17 protein-coding genes are annotated in these 20,025 nt (G+C 72.2%); 5 read left to right on the top strand and 12 right to left on the bottom strand.

Going from position 1 to position 20,025, the window contains the following annotated elements; translation table 11 throughout:
- Window positions 1-85 precede the first annotated feature (85 nt).
- Both DEJ28_RS04165 and uxaC read left to right on the top strand, forming a co-directional pair.
- The gene (locus DEJ28_RS04165) at window positions 86-1,177 is read left to right on the top strand and encodes a LacI family DNA-binding transcriptional regulator (protein ID WP_502866942.1); all 1,092 of its coding nucleotides are present in this window, start codon (window positions 86-88) and stop codon (window positions 1,175-1,177) included.
- Window positions 1,178-1,188: 11 nt separating this feature from the next.
- Complete coding sequence (gene uxaC / locus DEJ28_RS04160; protein ID WP_111116375.1) at window positions 1,189-2,628, top strand: glucuronate isomerase; 1,440 nt, start codon at window positions 1,189-1,191, stop codon at window positions 2,626-2,628.
- A gap of 255 nt (window positions 2,629-2,883) precedes the next feature.
- On the opposite strand, the gene DEJ28_RS04155 is transcribed toward uxaC, so the two are convergent.
- From DEJ28_RS04155 to DEJ28_RS04145, 3 genes are all read right to left on the bottom strand, one after another.
- Entirely contained in the window at window positions 2,884-3,669 is a 786-nt protein-coding gene (locus tag DEJ28_RS04155; RefSeq protein ID WP_111116374.1) for a sugar phosphate isomerase/epimerase family protein, read from the bottom strand.
- A gap of 119 nt (window positions 3,670-3,788) precedes the next feature.
- Window positions 3,789-4,481, bottom strand: coding sequence for a response regulator (locus DEJ28_RS04150; protein WP_111116373.1), 693 nt, complete (start codon window positions 4,479-4,481; stop codon window positions 3,789-3,791).
- Window positions 4,478-5,845 carry a sensor histidine kinase gene (locus DEJ28_RS04145; protein ID WP_111116372.1) on the bottom strand — a complete coding sequence of 456 codons (1,368 nt, stop codon included), beginning with the start codon at window positions 5,843-5,845 and terminating at the stop codon, window positions 4,478-4,480. The genes DEJ28_RS04150 and DEJ28_RS04145 overlap by 4 nt, the downstream gene beginning before the upstream one ends.
- Window positions 5,846-6,059: 214 nt before the next feature.
- On the opposite strand from DEJ28_RS04145, the gene DEJ28_RS04140 reads away from it, so the two are divergent.
- Window positions 6,060-6,299 carry an SHOCT domain-containing protein gene (locus DEJ28_RS04140; protein WP_111116371.1) on the top strand — a complete coding sequence of 80 codons (240 nt, stop codon included), beginning with the start codon at window positions 6,060-6,062 and terminating at the stop codon, window positions 6,297-6,299.
- Here the strand turns inward: DEJ28_RS04140 and DEJ28_RS04135 are convergent.
- Window positions 6,286-6,825, bottom strand: coding sequence for a gluconokinase (locus DEJ28_RS04135; protein ID WP_111116370.1), 540 nt, complete (start codon window positions 6,823-6,825; stop codon window positions 6,286-6,288). The two genes, DEJ28_RS04140 and DEJ28_RS04135, sit on opposite strands and share 14 nt — an antisense overlap.
- Window positions 6,826-6,938: 113 nt before the next feature.
- Here DEJ28_RS04135 and gnd point away from each other — a divergent pair, with 113 nt between their 5' ends.
- The gene (gene gnd / locus DEJ28_RS04130; protein WP_111116369.1) at window positions 6,939-8,396 is read left to right on the top strand and encodes an NADP-dependent phosphogluconate dehydrogenase; all 1,458 of its coding nucleotides are present in this window, start codon (window positions 6,939-6,941) and stop codon (window positions 8,394-8,396) included.
- 139 nt (window positions 8,397-8,535) lie between these two features.
- Here the strand turns inward: gnd and DEJ28_RS04125 are convergent, their stop codons facing one another.
- Window positions 8,536-9,225 (bottom strand): hypothetical protein, encoded by a 690-nt coding sequence (locus tag DEJ28_RS04125; protein ID WP_146248879.1) that lies wholly within the window; start codon window positions 9,223-9,225, stop codon window positions 8,536-8,538.
- A 150-nt stretch (window positions 9,226-9,375) separates the two neighbouring features.
- On the opposite strand from DEJ28_RS04125, the gene DEJ28_RS04120 reads away from it, so the two are divergent.
- Window positions 9,376-10,977: a molybdopterin-dependent oxidoreductase gene (locus DEJ28_RS04120; protein WP_111116367.1), complete on the top strand. Its 1,602-nt coding sequence runs from the start codon at window positions 9,376-9,378 to the stop codon at window positions 10,975-10,977.
- Window positions 10,978-11,256: 279 nt separating this feature from the next.
- On the opposite strand, the gene DEJ28_RS04115 is transcribed toward DEJ28_RS04120, so the two are convergent.
- From DEJ28_RS04115 to DEJ28_RS04085, 7 genes are all read right to left on the bottom strand, one after another.
- Window positions 11,257-12,036, bottom strand: coding sequence for a putative protein N(5)-glutamine methyltransferase (locus tag DEJ28_RS04115; protein ID WP_111116366.1), 780 nt, complete (start codon window positions 12,034-12,036; stop codon window positions 11,257-11,259).
- Window positions 12,033-13,010, bottom strand: coding sequence for a ribose-phosphate diphosphokinase (locus tag DEJ28_RS04110; RefSeq protein WP_111116365.1), 978 nt, complete (start codon window positions 13,008-13,010; stop codon window positions 12,033-12,035). Before DEJ28_RS04110 ends, DEJ28_RS04115 begins: the two co-directional genes overlap by 4 nt.
- Before the next feature lie 61 nt (window positions 13,011-13,071).
- Complete coding sequence (glmU, locus tag DEJ28_RS04105; protein WP_111116364.1) at window positions 13,072-14,499, bottom strand: bifunctional UDP-N-acetylglucosamine diphosphorylase/glucosamine-1-phosphate N-acetyltransferase GlmU; 1,428 nt, start codon at window positions 14,497-14,499, stop codon at window positions 13,072-13,074.
- Window positions 14,500-14,832: 333 nt separating this feature from the next.
- Entirely contained in the window at window positions 14,833-16,221 is a 1,389-nt protein-coding gene (locus tag DEJ28_RS04100; protein WP_111116363.1) for an MFS transporter, read from the bottom strand.
- 243 nt (window positions 16,222-16,464) lie between these two features.
- A complete protein-coding gene (locus DEJ28_RS04095; protein WP_111116362.1) occupies window positions 16,465-17,502 on the bottom strand; it encodes an NAD(P)-dependent alcohol dehydrogenase in 1,038 nt (345 codons plus the stop codon).
- Window positions 17,499-18,932, bottom strand: coding sequence for an ROK family transcriptional regulator (locus DEJ28_RS04090; RefSeq protein WP_258368129.1), 1,434 nt, complete (start codon window positions 18,930-18,932; stop codon window positions 17,499-17,501). Before DEJ28_RS04090 ends, DEJ28_RS04095 begins: the two co-directional genes overlap by 4 nt.
- Window positions 18,929-19,996 (bottom strand): sugar phosphate isomerase/epimerase family protein, encoded by a 1,068-nt coding sequence (locus tag DEJ28_RS04085; RefSeq protein WP_258368128.1) that lies wholly within the window; start codon window positions 19,994-19,996, stop codon window positions 18,929-18,931. Before DEJ28_RS04085 ends, DEJ28_RS04090 begins: the two co-directional genes overlap by 4 nt.
- Between the last annotated feature and the right edge of the window lie 29 nt (window positions 19,997-20,025).

The following is a 20,025-nucleotide window of genomic DNA, read 5'->3' as shown; positions in this document are numbered from 1 at the left end:
CCCGGCGTGGTGACCACTGTTCCCCGCGTGGCAACATCCGGCAACCGGTTGCCACTTGTTGCCAGAGCGGCATACGTTCGGCCTCGTGAGCAGCACAGACATCGACGTCAGCGCCGGTTCCGGGGTGGGCGCCGGTCCCGGCGCGGACGCGTCGCGACGCGTCACCATCCGGGACATCGCCGACGCGACCGGGGTGGCGCCGTCCACCGTCTCCCGTGCGCTCTCGCTCCCCGACCGGGTGAACCACACGACGCAGCAGCGCATCCAACAGGCCGCCCGGGAGCTCGGCTACGTCCCGAACTCGCAGGCCCGCGCGCTCACGTCCGGTCGCACCCGCGCGGTCGCGGTCCTCGTCTCGGACATCACCAACCCCTTCTACTTCGACGTCATCCGCGGCACGCAGCACCAGCTCTCCGGCGCCGGGTGGACGCAGCTGCTCGTCGACACCGAGGAGTCCGCCGACGCCGAGATGGCCGCCCTCAGCGCGATCGCCGGCAAGGCCGACGGCGCCGTCCTCACGGCGTCACGACTGTCCGACGCGCAGATCGCCCGGTTCGCCGAGCGCACCCCGCTCGTCGTCGTGAACCGTCGCCCCGCCGGGGTCCCCTCGGTCCTCATCGACACCCCCGGAGGGGTCGAACAGGCCGTGCAGCACCTCGTGTCGCTCGGACACCGCGACATCCTCTACGTCGCCGGCCCGGACAGCTCGTGGTCGAACGAACGCCGGTGGAAGGCCCTCGTGCGCGTCGCCAAACGACTCGGCGTCCGGGTCGCCCGGATCGGCCCGCACGCCCCCTTCGTCGACTCCGGCGCGGCCGCCGCCGACGCCGCCGTGCACGCCGGAGCCACCGCGTGCATCGCGTTCAACGACCTCATCGCGATCGGCATGCTCACCCGGCTGCGGGAACGCGGCGTCCGCGTCCCCGAGGACATGAGCGTCGTCGGCTGCGACGACATCTTCGGCGCCGACTTCTGCAACCCGCCCCTCACCACCATGACCTCCCCCATCGAACGGGCCGGCCGCGTGGCGATCCGGATGCTCCTCGGTCGCCTCGGCGCGATCCCCGCCGACGAACTGCCCGGCGAGCACATGACCGACGCGGTCGCGCTGCCCACCCACCTCACCGTCCGCGAGTCGACCGGCCCCGCGCCCGCCTCGTCCCACCGTCCGTCCTGAAGGAGTCGACGATGACCCGCACCAGCACCGCCACCCCGCTCGCGCCGCACCCCGACCGGCTCTTCGCCGCCGACCCGGGAGCGCGCGCCGTCGCACGGACCGTCTACGCCGCCGTCGCCGACGCGCCGATCATCTCCCCGCACGGACACGTCGACGCGGCTCTCATCGCCGACGACCAGCCGTTCGCCGACCCCGCCTCGCTGCTCATCACGCCCGACCACTACGTGCTGCGGCTCCTGCACGCGAACGGTGTCGGACTGGAGGCGCTGGGTCGCGCCGACCTGTCGGGAACCGGCACCGTGCCTCCAGGCCGCACCATGTGGCGGCAGCTCGCGGAGCACTGGGACGACTTCCTCGCCACCCCCGTCCGCTATTGGTTCGAGACGGAGCTGCACGACGTCTTCGGGCTGACGGAGCAGCCGTCGGCCGCGAACGCGGACCAGCAGTACGACCACATCGCCGCCCTGCTGCAGCAGCCGCAGATGCGGCCGCGCGCCCTGTTCGACGCCTTCGGCATCGAGGTCCTCGCCACCACCGACGACCCCACCGCCGACCTCGCCGCGCACGCGCGGCTCGCCGCCGACCCCACGTTCACCGGCCGGGTGCTCCCCACGTTCCGCGCGGACGCCGTGTTCGACCCCTCACGGTCGGACTGGAGGCACGTGGTCACGTCGATCGGTGAGGCCGCCGGCGTCGACACGGGAACCCACGAGGGCCTGCTGGCAGCACTCCGCGCACGTCGCCGCTTCTTCATCGAACACGGCGCGACCGCCACGGACACCGGGGTGCTCGACGCCGGCTCGACACCGCTGTCGTCGTCGGAGCGCTCGCGCATCCATGCGGCCGCGATGCGGGGACCGTCCGGTGTGACCGCTGCCGAAGCCGTCGCGTACCGGCGCGACATGCTCTACCGGTGGGCCGAGATGAGCGTCGAGGACGGCCTCGTCATGCAGCTGCACCCCGGCGTGATCCGGAACCACCACACCCCCACGCTCGAGCGGTTCGGGCCCGACACCGGACACGACCTGCCCGCCGTCGGGTCCTTCACCGAGCCGTTGCGGCCGCTACTCGAGTCGTTCGGGACCGCGCCCGGCTTCCACCTCGTGCTCTTCACCGTCGACGAGACCGTGTTCTCGCGGGAGATCGGCCCCCTCGCCGGGTTCTACCCCGCGGTGTACGCCGGGGCGCCCTGGTGGTTCATCGACACGCCGGCGGCGATCGGGCGCTACCGGTCGGCGATCACCGACTCGGTGTCGTTCACGAAGACCTCCGGGTTCATCGACGACACCCGGGCGTACTGCTCCATCCCGGCACGGCACGACATGGCGCGGCGGGCGGACGCGGCGTACCTGGCGTCGCTCGTGGTCACGCACGAGCTCTCGGAGGAGGACGCGGTGCGGACGGCTCGGCGCATCGTGTCGGACATCCCGAAGGCGACGTTCAAGCTCTGAGGGGGGCCTCGCACCGTGCGAGGGCGCTGGGGCTTCCCGCTCAGTGGTTCCCGCTCGGTCGTTCTTGCTCGGTGGTTCTCGCTCGGTGGTTCCCGCTCGGTAGTTGCCGCGCGGTGCGAGGTTCCGTACTCCGTGCGAGGCCCGCGGCCTCGCACGGAGTGGGGAACCTGGCACCGTTCGACGTCTGGGCGCCTGACCTCGCACGGTGCGAAGTGAAGGGTCGCCGCGGCTCGCACGGTGCGAGGGCGGGATCGGTCAGACGGTCGTCGACTGGGCCGCGCGGAGGCGGTCGAGGCTGCGGCGCATCTCCACCCCGGCGACGGCGGGGTCCGGCGACCACCGGCACTCGAGCGAGACCGAGCCGCGGTACCCGCCGCCGTGCACGACGTCGAGGAAGTCCCGCCAGACGTCGTCGACCACGCCGGGCGGGTTCCGGTCGGGATCGCTCACGTGGACGTGCCCGATCCGGTCGCCGTGCGCCCGGATCACCTCGAGCGGCTCGGCCTCGTTCCGGATGTGGAACAGGTCCGCGACGACGTCGACCCCGTCGATCCCCGCAGCGTCGAGGAACGCGACGGTCTCGGCGACGGTGTTGAGCAGGTTGGTCTCGGAGCGGCTCAGCGGCTCGAGGACGATGCGGAGGTCGTTCTCGGCAGCGACGTCACGCGCGGTCCGGACGACGTCGGCGAACCGGTGCCGTGCCTCGTCCGCCGGCATCCCGTCCGGCGCGGTGCGTGCGGTTCCGGAGCCGAACACGATCTTCGCCCCGGGCTCGGCGACGGACCGGACGATCGGCAGGACCGCGGCGAAGTAGGCCGTGACGACCACGGGATCGGCCGTCAGGAGCGGGAGGTCACCCGGGACGAGCACCGCGAACGACGGGAAGCGCTCACCCGCGTAGGACTCTGCCAACGCCCACCCGGTGCCGTCGCGGACGACGAGGTTGCCCGCGATCGCAGGCTCGACGTGGTCGGCGCCGGCTCGTCGTGCGGTCTCGGTCAGTTCTGCGCCGGCGACGACGCCGAATCCCGTGAACGACATGGCCCCATGCAACTCGGTGTCCGTCGGCGCTGCTGGTGTTGCCACGCGTTGCCATCCGCTGCCATCCGCCGCCGTCGGTCAGGCGGGTGGCGGTACCACGGGCTGGGTTCGCAGCATGGTCACGCCTGCCAGCCCGGGGTGACGAGTCCGGTCTCGTAGGCGAAGACGACGAGCTGGGCACGGTCTCTGGCACCGAGTTTGATCATCGCCCGGGAGACGTGGGTCTTCGTGGTCATCGGACTGACGAAGAGGCGCTCCGCGATCTCGGCGTTCGTGAGACCGATCGCGACCAGCTGCATCACCTGGCGTTCGCGGTCCGTGAGGACGTCGAGTCCGGGTGCGAGGGAGCTCGGCTTGGCGTGGGTCGCGTACGCCTCGATCAGGGAGCGGGTGGCCCGGGGCGACAGCAGGGATTCGCCCGCGACGACCGTGCGGACGGCCCGGAGGAGCTCGGCCGGTTCGGTGTCCTTCACGAGGAAGCCGGCCGCGCCGCCGCGGATCGCCTCGAAGACGTAGTCGTCCTCCTCGAAGGTGGTGAGGATCACCACGTGCACGTCGTGGAGCTCGGGATCGGCGGAGATGCGCTGCGTGGCGGCGAGGCCGTCGGTGCCGGGCATCCGGATGTCCATGAGCACGACGTCCGGACGTTCGGCACGGGCGGCCTCGACCGCGGCATCGCCGTCTCCGGCCTCGCCCACGACCGTCATGCCCGGTTCGGCGTCGACGAGTGCGCGGAGCCCGGCGCGCACCAGCACCTGGTCGTCGACGAGGAGCACCCGGATCGGGTCGGGAGCATCGGTGGGCAGGGTCATGCTGTGTCCTCTGTCGTTCCGTGCGTCGTGGCGCCTGCACGGGCGTCGGGGTCCGCCGTGATGACGGGGAGCCGGGCCGCCACGCGCCAACCACCGTCCGTGGTCGGACCGGCACGCAGCTCGCCGCGGACCGCGTTCGCGCGCTCACGCATGCCGATGATGCCGTTGCCGGTCGGTCCGATGTGCTGGTCCCCGCTGCCCGCGAGGCGCCCTGGGCCGCCGGGGTGGTCCTCGACGATCAGGTCGACCACTTCCGGTCCGATCGTCACCGACACCTCGGCGCGGTGACCGGGTGCGTGCTTCATCACGTTCGTCACCGATTCCTGGACGATGCGGAACGCGTTGCGGTCGGTCACGCCGCTGATGGCCGCGGGGTCGCCGTCGATCGATGCCCGGATGTCGATCCCGGCCGCACGCGCACGTTCCACGAGGGCGAGCACACGATCGAGCCCTGGCGTCGGGTTCCGCTCCGAGGTGCCGACGACGGCCTGCGTGTCACCGTCGTGTCCGCCGTCGGGCGGCGCGTCCACGGCGCGGAGGACGCCGAGGATCGTCCGGAGCTCGACGAGCGCATCGCGGCTGGAGTCGCGGATGTTCGACAGCGACTCGCGGGTCTGCTCGGGCAGTTCCGAGCCGAGGTGCAACGCGACCCCGGCCTGCAGGTTGATGAGCGACATGCTGTGCGCGACCGAGTCGTGGAGTTCGCGGGCGATCCGGACGCGTTCGTCCGACGCGCGCCGGCGTTCGGCCTCGGCTCGCTGGCGCCGGCGCTCGGCGACGCGCTCCAGCCGGACCCGGACGAGCTCGGACACCGCGATCGTCACCGTGGCCCAGGCGATGCAGAGCAGCACCGCGCTGAGGTCGAGGAGCGACGATCGACCGAGGACGGTGTCGGCCGTCGGGAACACGACGCTGCTCAGCCCGGCCGCCGCAAGGACCCACGCCCGGTGTCCCCGGAGCCACGCGTTCGCCAGTGCCATCGTGAGGGCGGCGACGAACGGCCCACGCGGGCTCACGACCAGGGCGTAGCCGATCGTCGTGGCGAGGGTGACGAGCAGCACCCCGCGTGGCCATCGCCACCGCCACGGGAGGACCACGACCCCGGCGACGAGCAGCGCGACGGCGAGTGGACCGAGCTGGACGGCGTCCACGCCGGCCCCCGGGCCGAGCGTGTGCCGTGCCCACGGTGGTCCGCCGACCGTGCCCGCCGAGCCGGCGCCGGTCGCGAAGCCCGAGGCCACGAGCGTGCCGACGATCTGCACGACGGCCACCGGCAGCACCCGGCCGATGCGCGCGAACCGACGGCGACCGCTCCAGCGGGCGTCGGTCGGCATCGCATCGGCGGCCGTCGGTCGGGTGTCCATGCAGCGAGCCTAGGGTCGGCACCCGCCCGCGTCATCGGGCGGCAGCACGACCTGTGGACTACTCCCACCGGAGTAGTCGCCTGTGGAGGAGGCACCGCTGTACGACCGCGGGAGCAGGCGGAAGTGGGGCTCCCTGGCGGACGCGTGACGCGCCTCCAGGCCCGACGCTGGAAGGGTCGCGACAGCGGCACCGATCCGACCTCAGGAGGTCCCCATGCTCACCACCATCGCAGCGACCGCGCCGTACTGGCACGGCGGCGGGTTCCCGTTCTTCGTGTTCCCCGCGTTCTTCTTCTTCGCGTTCCTGGTCGTCTTCGTCGTGTTCGGGGTGCTCCGTCGGGGCAGCTGGCGCGCCCGGTCGGACGCGCGCTCGGTGCTCGCCGACCGGTTCGCCCGCGGCGACATCGACGCCGAGGAGTACCGCTCGCGGCTGTCCGAGCTCAGCCGGAAGTGACCGACAGCGCGGCGAGGATCGTCGCCACCGTGTCGTCGACCGAACCCTCGATCGACACGTCGACGGCGGCCTCGTCCGGCTGCGGACGCTCCAGGGTGGCGAACTGCGAGTCGAGCAGGGAGGTCGGCATGTACTCGTGGTGCCGGTGCGACTGACGCTCGGCGATGCGCTCGCGCGAACCGTCGAGGAACGCGATGACGAGGCCGGGAGCGTCCTCACGGAGACGGTCGCGGTAGACGCGCTTGAGCGCCGAGTTGGCCATCACGCACCGGCTCCCCGACGCCTCGACCTCGGCGATCCGGTCCGCGCAGGCGACGAGCCACGGCCAGCGGTCCTCGTCGTCGAGCGGGATGCCCTGCCGCATCTTCTCCTTGTTCGCGGCGGGGTGCAGATCGTCGGCGTCGACGAACACGCTCGGTTCACCCTGCGCGGCGAGCGCATCGGCGAGGGCCCGCCCGATCGTGGACTTGCCGGAGCCGGAGACCCCCATCACGAGCACGGGCGGGAGGACAACGCTCTCGGTCATCCCTCCACAGTATTGGTCTGCTGAACACTCATCCCCAGTTGTTGTAACACCCGTGCGGTTCCAGGCCGCCGACCGTAGGTTGAGGTCCAGACGTCAGGACGAAGGAGACCCACGTGGCAGACAACAACGGTCAGGCGAACATCGGGGTGGTGGGTCTGGCGGTGATGGGCTCGAACCTCGCCCGGAACCTCGCATCGCGTGAAGGCAACACGGTCGCGGTCTACAACCGCACCTACGCCCGCACCGAGGAACTCATCAAGGAACACGGCGACGCCGGGTTCATCGCATCGGAGGACATCGACGACTTCGTCGCGTCCCTCACGAAGCCGCGCACCGCGATCATCATGGTCCAGGCCGGCAAGGGCACCGACGCCGTGATCTCGCAGCTCGCCGAGAAGTTCGAACCCGGAGACATCATCGTCGACGGCGGCAACGCGAACTTCCACGACACCATCCGCCGTGAGCACGACCTCCGCGAGAAGGGGCTCAACTTCGTCGGCACCGGCATCTCCGGCGGTGAAGAGGGCGCGCTGAAGGGCCCATCGATCATGCCGGGCGGTTCGAAGGAGGCCTGGGAAACCCTCGGCCCGATCCTGAAGTCGATCGCCGCGGTCGCCGAGGGTGAACCGTGTGTGACGCACATCGGTACCGACGGTGCCGGCCACTTCGTGAAGATGGTCCACAACGGCATCGAGTACGCCGACATGCAGCTCATCGCCGAGTCGTACGACCTCCTCCGTCGCGTCGGCGGGCTCTCCGTCGAGGACCTGGTGCAGGTGTTCGACGAGTGGAACAAGGGCGACCTCGAGTCGTACCTCATCGAGATCACCGGCGAGATCCTCAAGCAGCAGGACGCCGAGACCGGCAAGCCGCTCGTCGACGTCATCCGCGACGAAGCCGGGTCCAAGGGCACCGGCGTGTGGACCGTGCAGAACGCCGTCGGGCTCGGCATCCCCGTCTCCGGCATCGGCGAGGCGGTCTTCGCCCGCGCGGTCTCGTCGAAGCCGACCCAGCGCGCCGCGGTCCAGAAGTCCGTGCAGTCGCGGCCCTCGATCGCCGAGGTGCCCGAGACGTTCGCCGACGACATCCGCGCCGCGCTCTACGCGTCCAAGGTCGTCGCGTACGCGCAGGGCTTCGACCTCATCATCGCGGGGGCGAAGGAGTACGGCTGGGACATCGACCTCGGCAACGTCGCGAAGATCTGGCGCGGCGGCTGCATCATCCGCGCCCAGTTCCTCAACCGCATCGTCGAGGCGTACGACAAGAACCCCACCCTCGAGTCGCTGCTGGTCGACCCGTACTTCGCGAACGCCGTCGCCGAGGGCGAAGCCGCCTGGCGCCGCATCGTCGGGATCGCAGCCGCGTCCGGGATCCCGGCGCCCGGGTTCTCGTCGGCGCTGTCGTACTTCGACTCGCTCGCCTCCGACCGCCTGCCCGCAGCGCTCATCCAGGGCCAGCGTGACTTCTTCGGCGCGCACACCTACCAGCGCATCGACAAGGACGGCACGTTCCACACCCTGTGGTCCGACGACGACCGCCGCGAGGTCGAACAGGAACCGTCCACGCACTGACGCCGCGTCGACCGCGCCCGGAAGGCCTCGCCGATCGGCGGGGCCTTCCGCCGTCGCTCCCGCCGTCGGCGTCGCTCCCGCCGTCGGCGTCGCTCCGCCGTCGGCGTCGCTCCGGCGTTGCGCCGCCGTTGCGCCGCCGTCAGGCGACGATGCGCTCGCGTGCCAGGTCGGCGACGAGCCGTTCGAGCCGGGGGCCACGGCGGAGCATCCGGCGGGAGCCCGGTGCCGAACGGACGAAGAAGGTCGCGACGGCCGCCGAGTCGTCCGGCCGGACGTAGTGCAAGGCGATCGCCCAGGACCGACCGTCGCCCTGCACGTCCTCGAGCCCGACGTGCACCATGCGGCTCCACCGGATGACGAGCAGCCGGGTGGCACGGCGGTCCTCGAGTTCCCACAGGGACGCCTCGGTCGCACCGAACGCCCAGGTCACGCGGTGCCCGAGCGAGACCCCCGGGCGCACGGACTCGATCGATGTCCGGAGTTCCGCCGTCGGTGCTGCCGGGACCAGCCAGACGGTCGGGTCGACACGGCGGATCGCCATCGCGAGCGCTTCGTCCTCACGGCGCCGGCGGACGGACTGCGCACGGACGACGGCGACTCCGATGACGACGAACCCCAGGGTGATCGAGGCGACCTCGGCGACCCCGAAGTACGTCAGGTCCGCGCCGGGTGACAGCGAGACGACGATGATGCGCGCGGTGAGGAGCGCCACCCAGACCCCGACGATGACCCATCGCAGGACGGCGAGGCGACGAGCGGGTGACCACGGCTGACGCTCCTGCCGCCGCGCACGACCGGGGCGCGGAACACGATCGGGACGCCTCAGCACACCCCGATCCTCGCACGGCCCGCCGGTGAACTGCTGGCGCGGCCCGGTGAACGCCGACCGAACCGCCCTCCACGACCTCCGGGACGGTTCGCCGTCCACAGAATCCATGGTTGTCAGCCCGCGCCGGTCCCCGCGACCTACGCTCAGCCTGTGACCACTGACCAGCAGACCGAGGCGACGCCGACGGACCACCAGAACGCCCTCCCGGCGGCACGGTGGTTCGCCGCAGCCGCCGGGCTCGTCGCCGCCGCGTCCTTCTTCGCTGCCGCCGAGCTCGGTGCCCTCGTCCTCGGTGGCGCCGGCAGCCCGCTCATCGCCGTCGGCTCCGCCGTGATCGACCTCGCCCCGCATGGTGCGAAGGACCTGATGGTGTCGCTGTTCGGCACGGGCGACAAGGTCGCGCTCTTCGTGCTGATGGGCGTCATCGTCGTCGTGGTCAGCGCCGCCGCCGGCATCCTCGAGCGGGTGCGTCCGCCGTTCGGAGCGCTGGTGTTCGCGGTCGGGGGTGTCCTGTCGCTCATCGCGGTGAGCACCCGGTCCGGCAGCGGCACCTTCGACGGTGCGCCGTCCGTGCTCGGTGTCGCCGCGGCGATCATCGTGCTCCGTGTCCTCGCACAGCGACTCCGGCGGTGGGAAGCCGCCGCTGCCGTGCCCTCCGTCGCGCCTCGACCGGCGTCGACCGAGCGCCGGGCCTTCCTCGCGTGGGGCATCGCGGCTGCCGCGGTCGCCGTGGTCGTGGGGACCGCGTCGCGGCTGGGCTCATCAGCGATGCAGGCAACAGCAGCTGCGCGCCGAGCGATCCGGCTGCCGTCCCCGGCGACCTCGGCACCGGCCGTCCCCGCGGGCGCCTCCCTCGACGTCGCCGGCATCACGCCGTACGTGACGCCGAACGCCGACTTCTACCGGATCGACACCGCACTCCGCGTACCGTCCGTCGACACGGCGGACTGGCGACTCCGCATCCACGGTGCCGTCGACCACGAGGTGGAGCTCACCTGGGACGACCTGCTCGCGCTGCCGATGGAGGAACACCACGCCACGCTGAGCTGCGTCTCGAACGAGGTCGGCGGCGACCTGATCGGGAACGCCCTCTGGCTCGGGTACCCGATCCGCCACCTGCTCGAGCGAGCCGGACCCCACGCCGGCGCCGACATGGTGCTGTCCCGGAGCGTCGACGGGTTCTCCGCGGGGACGCCGCTCGACGTGCTGCAGGACGACGGGACGGCCGCGCTCCTCGCCGTCGGGATGAACGGGGAACCGCTGCCCCCGGAGCACGGGTTCCCGGTGCGGATGGTGGTCCCCGGGCTGTACGGGTACGTCTCCGCGACGAAGTGGGTCGTCGAACTCGAGGTCACCCGGTTCGCGGACGCGCAGGGTTACTGGACGCCCCGGGGTTGGTCGGAGCGCGGTCCCGTCAAGGTCGAGTCCCGCATCGACACCCCACGCGCAGGGTCCACCGTGAAGGCCGGCTCGCCGGTCGCGATCGCGGGGGTCGCATGGCAGCCGCACACCGGGGTGAAGGGTGTCCAGGTCCGGATCGGCGACGGCTCGTGGCAGGACGCGACCCTCGCGGACTCGGTCTCCGCCGACACCTGGCGGCAGTGGGTGTACCGGTGGACGCCGACGAAGGGGTCACACCGCATCCAGGTGCGTGCCACGAGTGCCGATGGCGAGGTCCAGACGAGTGTCGAGCGGCCGCCGGCGCCGAACGGGGCGTCGGGGTGGCACACGGTCGAGGTGCGCGCGTCCTGACGGGCGGGTGCTGCGTCGGCAGGCTGCTCCGGGCGGGCCGCTTCGGGAGCGCGCGGGCGGCCGGCCGGGGGCGCGAGGCATCGCGTCGGCCGCGAGGTGCCGTGTCGGGTGCGAGGCACCGCCGGATCGCACGGTGTCTCGGCGGCCGCGCGGTGTCCCGGCAGCGTGACGGTGTCCCGGCAGCGTGACGGTGTCCCGGCAGCGTGACGGCGTCTCGGCAGCGTGACGGCCGCTCGGCAGCGCGAGGCGTCTCGGCTGCGCGGGCGCCGGCGCCGGCGGTCAGTCCGCGCGGGTCGCCACGACGCAGGTGCCGTCGACGTCGTCGTCGGACTCCACCGACGCGGCGAACCCGGATGCCTCGAACACCGCAACGGACTCGGCAGCCTGGGCCACCGACACCTCGATCACGACGGAGCCGCCCCGCCGGAGCCACTCCCCCGCACCCGCGGCGATGCGCCGGTGCAGATCGAGCCCGTCGGAGCCGCCGTCGAGCGCGACCCGGTGTTCGTGGTCACGAGCTTCGGACGGCATCATCGCGATCGACGACGTGGGCACGTACGGCGCGTTCACGGCGATGACGTCCACCACGCCACGGAACCGATCCGGCAGGGGCGCGAACAGATCACCCTCGACGACGATGCCGCGGTCGCCGATGTTCTCCGCCGCGGCGCTCACCGCGTCCGGGTCGATGTCGGACGCCACGAGGTCGAGGGCTCCGACGCGACCGAGCAACGCCACCGAGATCGCTCCCGCCCCGCAACAGAGGTCGACGACGCGGTCGTACCGCTGCAGTCGGCGAGCAGCCTGGTCGACGACGACGGTCGTCCGGGCACGTGGCACGAAGACACCGGGCGTCACGCGGATGCGGTGCCCGTCGAACGCCGCCCATCCGAGGACGTACTCGAGGGGTTCGCCGCCCAGGCGTCGTTGCACGAGCGAGCGAAGGCGTGCCGGATCCCCGTCGCCGGCTTCGAGCAGGAGGTCTGCCTCGTCCTCGGCGAAGACGCTGCCCGCGGCCCGGAGCCGGGCCGCGAGCGCGTCACGCGCGGGTGAGGTCAAGCAGCACCGTCGAACATCGACGTCACGGAGCCGTCGTCGAAGACCTCGTGGATGGCGCGGGCGATGAGCGGAGCGATCGGCAGGACCTCGAGCCGGTCCCAGCGCTTGTCCTCCGGCACGGGCAGCGTGTCCGTGACGACGACCCGGTCGATGAACTCGCTCTGCAGCAGCTCGGTCGCGGGGTCCGAGAACACGGCGTGCGTCGCGGCGACGACGACGCCGGTGGCGCCGGCTTCCTTGAGCGCTTCCGCCGCCTTCGCGATGGTGCGGCCGGTGTCGATGAGGTCGTCGACGAGCAGGCACACGCGACCGGAGACGTCACCGACGATCTCGTGCACGGTCACCTGGTTCGGGACGAGCGGGTCGCGACGCTTGTGGATGATGGCGAGGGGCGCGCCGAGCTTCTCGGACCAGATGTCGGCGACCCGCACGCGGCCCATGTCCGGCGAGACGACGGTGAGCGTCGAGGGGTCGAGGATCTCTTGGAAGTGCTGGAGCAGCACGGGCATCGCGAACAGGTGATCGACGGGGCCGTCGAAGAAACCCTGGATCTGCGCGGCGTGCAGGTCGACGCTCATGATGCGGTGGGCACCGGCGGCCTTGAACAGGTCGGCGACGAGACGGGCCGAGATCGGCTCACGCCCGCGGCCCTTCTTGTCCTGACGGGCGTACGGGTAGAACGGCGCGACGACGGTGATGCGCTTCGCCGAGGCGCGCTTCAGGGCGTCGACGATGATGAGCTGCTCCATGAGCCACTCGTTGATCGGCGCCGTGTGCGACTGGATGACGAACGCGTCGCAGCCGCGGACCGACTCGTCGAAGCGGGTGTAGAGCTCACCGTTCGCGAAGGTCCGGGCATCGGTCGGGACGAGCTCGACACCGAGTTCTTCGGCGATCTCGGCGGAGAGCGCCGGGTGTGCTCGCCCTGAGACGAGGACGAGTCGTTTCTGGCCGGTCGTTTTGATTCCGGACAAGTGCGGTGCTCACTCCCTGACCCGCGCGGGGTCGATGTCGGCGACGGGTGGTCGCCGTGTTCTATTCGCCGTTCGCGCGCCGAGCAGCCTCGGCCGCCGGCGAACCGGGCCGGTGTTGCTCGACCCATCCGTCGGTGTTGCGCTGTGGGGCGTAGCTGATGGCCAGCGACCCGGCCGGTACGTCCTTGCGGACGGTCGTACCCGCGCCGGTGTACGCCCCGTCACCAATCCTAACCGGGGCGACGAACACGTTGTGCGAGCCTGTACGGACGTTCGACCCGACCTCGGTCCGGTGCTTGTTGACGCCGTCGTAGTTCGCGGTGATCGTGTTCGCCCCGATGTTCGAGTCCTCACCCACCTCGGTGTCGCCGATGTAGGACAGGTGGGGAACCTTGCTGCCCCGGCCGATCTTCGCGTTCTTCGTCTCGACGAAGGTGCCGATCTTGCCCTGGTCGCCCAGGATCGTGCCCGGCCGCAGGTAGGCGAACGGCCCCACGGAGGCGCCGTCGCCGATCACGGCGAGTGTGGCGTCGACGCGGTTCACGACGGCTCCGGCACCGACCTCGGTGTCGCGGAGGGTGGTGTCCGGACCGACGACGGCACCGGCTGCGATCGCGGTGGCGCCGATGAGCTGCGTTCCGGGGAGGATCTCGGCGTCGGGCTCGATCGACACGTCGAGGTCGATCCACGTCGTGGCCGGGTCCTGCACGGTGACACCGGCGAGCTGGTGACGGCGGACGATGCGGGCGTTGAGCTCCCGTGCGGCATCGGAGAGCTGCGCGCGGTCGTTGATCCCCGCGACGAGCCACGGATCGGTCAGCGTGACCACGTCGACCAGGCCGCCGCGGCCGGCGATGAGGCTCGGCGCGTCGGTGATGTACTTCTCGCCCTGGGCGTTCGCCGTGGTCAACGACGGCAGCACCGCGCGGAGCTGCGTGACGTCGAACGCGTAGATGCCTGCGTTCGTCTCGGTGATGCCGAGCTGCTCGGCGGTGGCGTCCTTGTGCTCGACGACGCCGACGAACGCACCGTCGACACCGCGCACGACCCGGCCGAGACCGGTGGGGTCCGGAGCGATGGCGCTGACGAGCGTGACGGCGTGTGCACCGCCGACGTGCGCGTCAACGAGGCGACGGAGCGAGTCGGCGTCGAGCAGCGGGACGTCGCCGGAGAGCACCACGACGGCACCGTCGAAGTCGGCGGGAAGTGCCTGGACGGCGACCTCGACCGCACGACCGGTGCCGGCGATGTCGTCCTGGTCGACGACGATCGCGTCGGGCGCGCGCTCGACGACCTCGGCCGCGACCCGCTCGCGCTCGTGCCGGACGACGACCGCGACGTGCTCCGGGCTGAGGGACGACGCCGTCCGCAGCACGTGGGCGATGAGCGGCAGGCCGGCGAGGCGGTGCAGCACCTTCGGGGTGGACGACTTCATGCGTGTGCCCTGCCCGGCGGCGAGGACGACGACGGCGATCCGCTGGTCGGTCATGGGTCCATCCTGGCGCACGCGACCGGGTGGAGACGGACCGAACCACGGCCCTGTGCGCAACCGTGCGCAGAACCGCACCTGTGGAGGGGAAGACGAGCCGCGCCTCCAGGCCGGAGGGACGCGGAACGGACGGACTGGCGGACCGTCGGACTGGCGGAGCAGGTGGGCAAGCGATCTTGCCCATCACGACCGAAGTGGAAGGCAGATTCGCGCATAGGGGGTCGGGAAGAACGACCTCCTACGAGCGATTCGACCTCCTACGAGCGATTCGGCCTCCTATGCGCGGAACGACAACCTACGCGCGGAACGACACCCGACGCGCGGAACCGCTCCCTACGCGCGGAACGGCCCCGCGGCGGCCGGCTCCCGCGGCACGAACGCCATGAGCACCAGCCCCGCGACGAGCACGACCACCACGCCGATGATCCCGAACCGTGTCGAGCCGCCGATCGTCACGGCGACGCCGAACAGCGCCGGCGCGAGGAACGACGCCGCCCGACCGGTGGTGGCGTAGAGGCCGAAGAGCTCTCCCTCGCGGCCGGGCGTCGCGAGCCGGCTGAGGTACGCCCGCGACGACGCCTGCACCGGCCCGACGAACACCGCGAGCGTGAGACCGAGGATCCAGAAGCCCTCGGTCGCCGTGCCGATCAGGAACACGCCGAGCCCGGTGAGCACGAGCCCGACCAGCGACACCGTGATGATCGCCCGGGAACCGAACCGGTCGTCGAGCCACCCGGACACGAAGGTCGCGACGCCCGCGACGACGTTCGCGGCGATGGCGAACAGGATCACCTGCGAGGGGCTGAAGCCGAACACCTGCGCGGCGATGATCCCGCCGAAGGTGAACACGGCGCCGACACCGTCACGGAACACCGCGCTCGCGAGCAGGAACGCGAGGACGTTCCGTCGCTCCCGCCACAGCCGTGCGATGTCCCGCCCGAGGTCCGCGTAGGCGGCGAAGACGCCTCCGGTGCGGGTGCGGACCCGCGCGGCCTCGGGCACGGTGACGAACAGCGGGATCGAGCTGATCGCCATCCACACGGCGGCGATGCCGATCGCGATGCGGACGTCCCACTGCCCGGACGCCACGGTCGCGGGGAGCTGCAGGAGCCCGGCGACCCCGGGGACGCCGAAGTCCTGGATGCAGAGGAGCAGGAGCACGACGAGCAGCACGATCCCGCCGAAGTAGCCGGCCGCCCAGCCGATGGCGGACACCCGCCCCTTCTGTTCGCCGGGTGCGACCTGGCCGAGCATGGCGTTGTAGCCGACGCTCGCGATCTCGTACGCGACGGTGCCGATGCCGAGGAGGGCGGCTCCGAGCAGCAGGTACGGCTGGCTCGGCGCGACGAACACCATGCCGCCGATGGACAGGGTGACACCGATGGTCGCGATGAGGACGGACCGGCGGCGGTGTCCGGAGGAGTCCGCGAGGCGGCCGATCGCGGGGGCGACGAGGGCGACGACGATGCCGGCGATGGTCAGCGCGGTGGAGACGACGGCCGCGTTGTGCGCGAGTTCGCGCTCCACGAGTGCCGTCCCGGCGGCGGAGGTGTCGGCGACGAGGGAGGGGTCGACGAACGCCCGGCTCGCCAGGTAGGTGCTGAAGACGAAGGTGGTGACGACCGCGTTGAACGCTGCGGAACCCCAGTCCCACAGCGCCCAGGACACGAGCGCGCGCCGGTCGGTGCGCTGCGGCACTGCAGCCGAGAGTGGAGCCGTCATGCGCGAACCGTAGCGCGTCCGGGTGACGCGCCGGTGGCCCCGTTCCGGGGCACGTGTCGGACTGGAGGCCCGTGGCGGGGTCACCACGGGCCTCCAGTCCGACAACGGTGCGGGGTTCCGGGCACGGTGCGAGCCCCGCAGGCCGCCACCGGTTCCGGAACCTCGCACCGTTCGTCCGCGGGCACCGCGTCCGCGGGCACCGCGTCCGCGGGCACGGCGCGCGCGCCCCGTGCCGCTCGGGCGTCAGGCGGGGACGCCGCCGGGGTAGACGACCGACTTGAGGGAGGCCGGGTCGGTGTCGCTCTCGAGGGCGTCGCGGACGTCGTCGAGGCCGAAGCGTCCCGTGACGAGCGAGTCGAGGTCGATCTGCCCGGAAGCGACCAGCTCGATCGCGACCGGCCACGTGTTCGTGTACCGGAAGATGCCGGTGACGGTGACCTCGAGGTTCTGGATGTGCTCGACGGGCAGCGTCATCTCGGAGTTCCCGAGGCCGACGAGGACCGCAGCACCCGCCGGGCCGACCGCCTTGATGCCGTCGGAGACCGCACGGGGTGCACCGCTGGCGTCGATGAACGCGTCCACCGGCACGAGGTCGGACGCGACCGACACCACGGTGGGGTCGACGACCTCGGTGGCCCCGTACTGCAGGGCGCGCTCGCGGCGTTCCGCGACGAGGTCGCTCACGACGATCCGGGACGCGCCGAACGCCCTCGCCGCCTGCGCGCAGATGATGCCGATCGGCCCGGCGCCGGCGATGAGGACCGACGATCCGGGGACGATGCGCGCCTTGCGGACGGCGGCGATCCCGACCGAGAGCGGCTCGAGGAGCGCACCCGCCTCGAACGAGACGGCGTCGGGCAGCGTGTGCGCGAACTCGGACTCGATGGTGACGAACTCCGCGAAGGCACCGTCGATCGGCGGCGTCGCGTAGAAGCGCATGTGCGGGCAGAGGTTGTAGCGGCCGGCCAGGCACTGGGCGCAGCGGTGGCAGGGCCGCTGCGGTTCGACGGCGACGCGCTCGCCCACCCGGGCCTCGTCGACACCGTCCCCGACGGCGACGATCGTGCCGGAGAGCTCGTGGCCGAGGACGAGGGGCTCCTCGACGACGAAGTCCCCGATGCGGCCGTGCCGGTAGTAGTGCACGTCGGAGCCGCACACGCCGACGGCGGCGACCCGGACGAGCACGTCGCCGGGGTCGACCTCGGGGACGGGGCGGTCCTCGACGGTGAGGTCCTGGGTGCCGAGCAGCACGCTGACGCGCTGGCGCTGGATGGAGGTCATGCGGGTCTCGCTTCCTCGGCCGCAGCGGCGCGGCCGGACGTGGTGGTGGCCGCGGCGCGGCCGGACGTGGTGGTGGTGGCCGCGGCGCGGCCGGACGTGTTGGTGGCCGCGGCGCGGCCGGACGTGTTGGTACTGATGGTGGTGGGGTCGCGGAGCAGGTCGCGGAACCCGATCTCGGCGGCACCGCGGAGCAGGACGTCGGCGCCGAGTGCGGCCGGCGCGATGCGGAGCCGCTCGGTCATCGCCGACATCGACTGTTCCCGGACGGCCGTCTCGATACGGTCCCCGACGTGGTCGAACAGGACACCGAGGAACCCGCCGAGGACGACCACCTCGGGGTTCACGGTGTGGATCGCGTTCCGGAGGGCGGTGGCGAGCGCGGCGACCTGCCGGTCCACGACCCGCTCGACCTCGGGCCGTCGTTCGGCGAGGACCGCGGCGAGCGCCTCCGGGTCGTCCGCCGCGACCCCGGTCACCCGCACCAGGTCGTCCCGCGAGGCCTCGGTCTCGAGACACCCGACGGCACCGCAGTGGCAGCGGATCCCGTTCGCGGCGACGAAGGTGTGCCCGAGCTCGCCCGCGTAGCCGGCTGCGCCGCTGAGGGGCCGGGCGGCGCTGATGACGCCGCCACCGATGCCGCTCGCGCCGCCGTTGAGGTAGATGAGGTCGTCGACGCCCCGGCCGCTGCCGTAGAGGCGTTCGGCCCAGGCTCCGGTGTTCGCGTCGTTCGTCGCGCGGACGGGCAGACCGGTGCGTGCGGCGAGCGGGCCGGCGACGGGTTCGTCGTGCCAGCCGAGGTGCGGGGCGTAGCGGACGACGCCGTCCTCGACGCGGACGGTGCCGGGGACCGCGACGCCGATGCCGACGACCCGGAGTCCTCCGCTGCCGGCGGACACCAGGCGGTCGAGGAGCACAGCGATGGTCTCGACGGCCTCGGCCGCGGTCGGCGGCCCGTCGGAGGTCGCGACGGCTCGGTCGCGGACACTGCCGTCGAGCCCGACGAGGGCGACCGTGACGGCGTCGACCTCGACGGTCACTGCCACCGCGACGACGTCGGCGGACGCCCGGACGACGGGGCTGGGACGGCCGACCGAGGCGGCGGAGTGCCCCGCTGCGGCGGACGGCCCGGCGCCCGAGGCACTGGTCCCGGCGGGCGGCCCGGCGGACAGCCCGGTGGACGGGCCGGTGCCGGCGGCTTCCTCGTGCACGAGCCCGCGCTCGACGAGCTCACCGACGATGGCGAGCGTCGTCGACCGGTTGAGGCCGGTGCGTCGGGTGAGTTCGGCACGGGTGATGGGGCCGTCCTCGTGCACGAGCCGGAGGACCCGCGCGGTGTTGTTCCGGACGGCCGGCGGCCGGACGGCGCCCGCGCGCCCCACCGCCGCGTCGCGCCCCGCCGCGTCGCCCCCGCGCCCCACCGCCTCGGTCACCGGGACCGCGAGAACGCCGCGTCGAACGACGCCTCGGGTGGTGCGATCGTGCCGAGCTTCCGGACGAACGCCAGCGCCTCCGGGGCACCGACGAGCCGGTCCATGCCGGCGTCCTCCCACTCGACGCTCGTCGGTCCGGCGTACCCGATGTGGTTCAGCACGCGGAACACCCGCTCCCACGGCACGTCCCCGTGCCCCGCGGTGACGAAGTCCCAGCCACGGCGGGGGTCGCCCCAAGGCAGGTGCGACGACAGCCGGCCGTTGCGCCCGTCGAGCTGCTTCACCGACTCCTTGCAGTGCACGTGGTACACCCGGTCGGCGAAGTCGAGCAGGAACGCCGCGGGGTCGAGGTCCTGCCAGACGAAGTGCGACGGGTCGAAGTTGAACCCGAACGCCGGGCGGTCCGCGAAGACCTCCAGCGTGCGCTTCGCCGTCCAGTAGTCGTAGGCGATCTCGGACGGGTGCACCTCGAGCGCGAAGCGGACGCCGACCTCCTCGAACACGTCGAGGATCGGCGACCAGCGGTCGTGGAAGTCCTGGTAGCCGGCGTCGATCATCCCGGGCGGCACGGGCGGGAAGCCCGCGACGGTCTTCCAGATGGACGATCCGGAGAAGCCGGTGACGGTGTCGACGCCGAGCGCTGCGGCCGCACGCGCGGTCCACTGCAGTTCCTCCGCGGCACGCTGCCGGACGCCCTCGGGGTCCCCGTCGCCCCACACGCGCGGCGGCACGATGTCCTCGTGCCGCTGGTCGATGGGGTCGTCGCACACGGCCTGCCCGACGAGGTGGTTCGCGATGGTCCAGACCTGCAGGCCGTTGCGCTCGAGGACCGCGCGGCGGTCCGCCACGTACGCCGGGTCCGTCGCGGCGCGCCGGACGTCGAGGTGGTCGCCCCAGCAGGCGATCTCGAGGCCGTCGTACCCCCACTCGCCCGCCAGGCGTGCGACCTCCTCGAAGGGCAGGTCCGCCCACTGGCCGGTGAACAGGGTGACCGGCCGGGTCGGCGTCGTCGGGTTCGTCGTCGGGTCCGTCGTCGGACTGGAGGCACGGGTCGTCTCCGTCATGCTGCTTCCTTCCTCCTGTGGCCGGGTCG

The sequence above is a fragment of the Curtobacterium sp. MCPF17_002 genome (assembly GCF_003234115.2).
In the GTDB taxonomy this organism is placed as follows: Bacteria; Actinomycetota; Actinomycetes; order Actinomycetales; family Microbacteriaceae; genus Curtobacterium.
This window is presented reverse-complemented; position numbering and strand designations above follow the sequence as displayed.

What these genes read in the sequence shown, in the direction of transcription:
- DEJ28_RS04100 (WP_111116363.1), bottom strand. Translation starts at nt 16,221, where the DNA reads ATGACGGCTCCACTCTCGGCTGCAGTGCCGCAGCGCACCGACCGGCGC.
- DEJ28_RS04135 (WP_111116370.1), bottom strand. Translation starts at nt 6,825, where the DNA reads ATGACCGAGAGCGTTGTCCTCCCGCCCGTGCTCGTGATGGGGGTCTCC.
- DEJ28_RS04140 (WP_111116371.1), top strand. Translation starts at nt 6,060, where the DNA reads ATGCTCACCACCATCGCAGCGACCGCGCCGTACTGGCACGGCGGCGGG.
- DEJ28_RS04085 (WP_258368128.1), bottom strand. Translation starts at nt 19,996, where the DNA reads ATGACGGAGACGACCCGTGCCTCCAGTCCGACGACGGACCCGACGACG.
- glmU (WP_111116364.1), bottom strand. Translation starts at nt 14,499, where the DNA reads ATGACCGACCAGCGGATCGCCGTCGTCGTCCTCGCCGCCGGGCAGGGC.
- DEJ28_RS04150 (WP_111116373.1), bottom strand. Translation starts at nt 4,481, where the DNA reads ATGACCCTGCCCACCGATGCTCCCGACCCGATCCGGGTGCTCCTCGTC.
- DEJ28_RS04155 (WP_111116374.1), bottom strand. Translation starts at nt 3,669, where the DNA reads ATGTCGTTCACGGGATTCGGCGTCGTCGCCGGCGCAGAACTGACCGAG.
- DEJ28_RS04145 (WP_111116372.1), bottom strand. Translation starts at nt 5,845, where the DNA reads ATGGACACCCGACCGACGGCCGCCGATGCGATGCCGACCGACGCCCGC.
- uxaC (WP_111116375.1), top strand. Translation starts at nt 1,189, where the DNA reads ATGACCCGCACCAGCACCGCCACCCCGCTCGCGCCGCACCCCGACCGG.
- DEJ28_RS04095 (WP_111116362.1), bottom strand. Translation starts at nt 17,502, where the DNA reads ATGACCTCCATCCAGCGCCAGCGCGTCAGCGTGCTGCTCGGCACCCAG.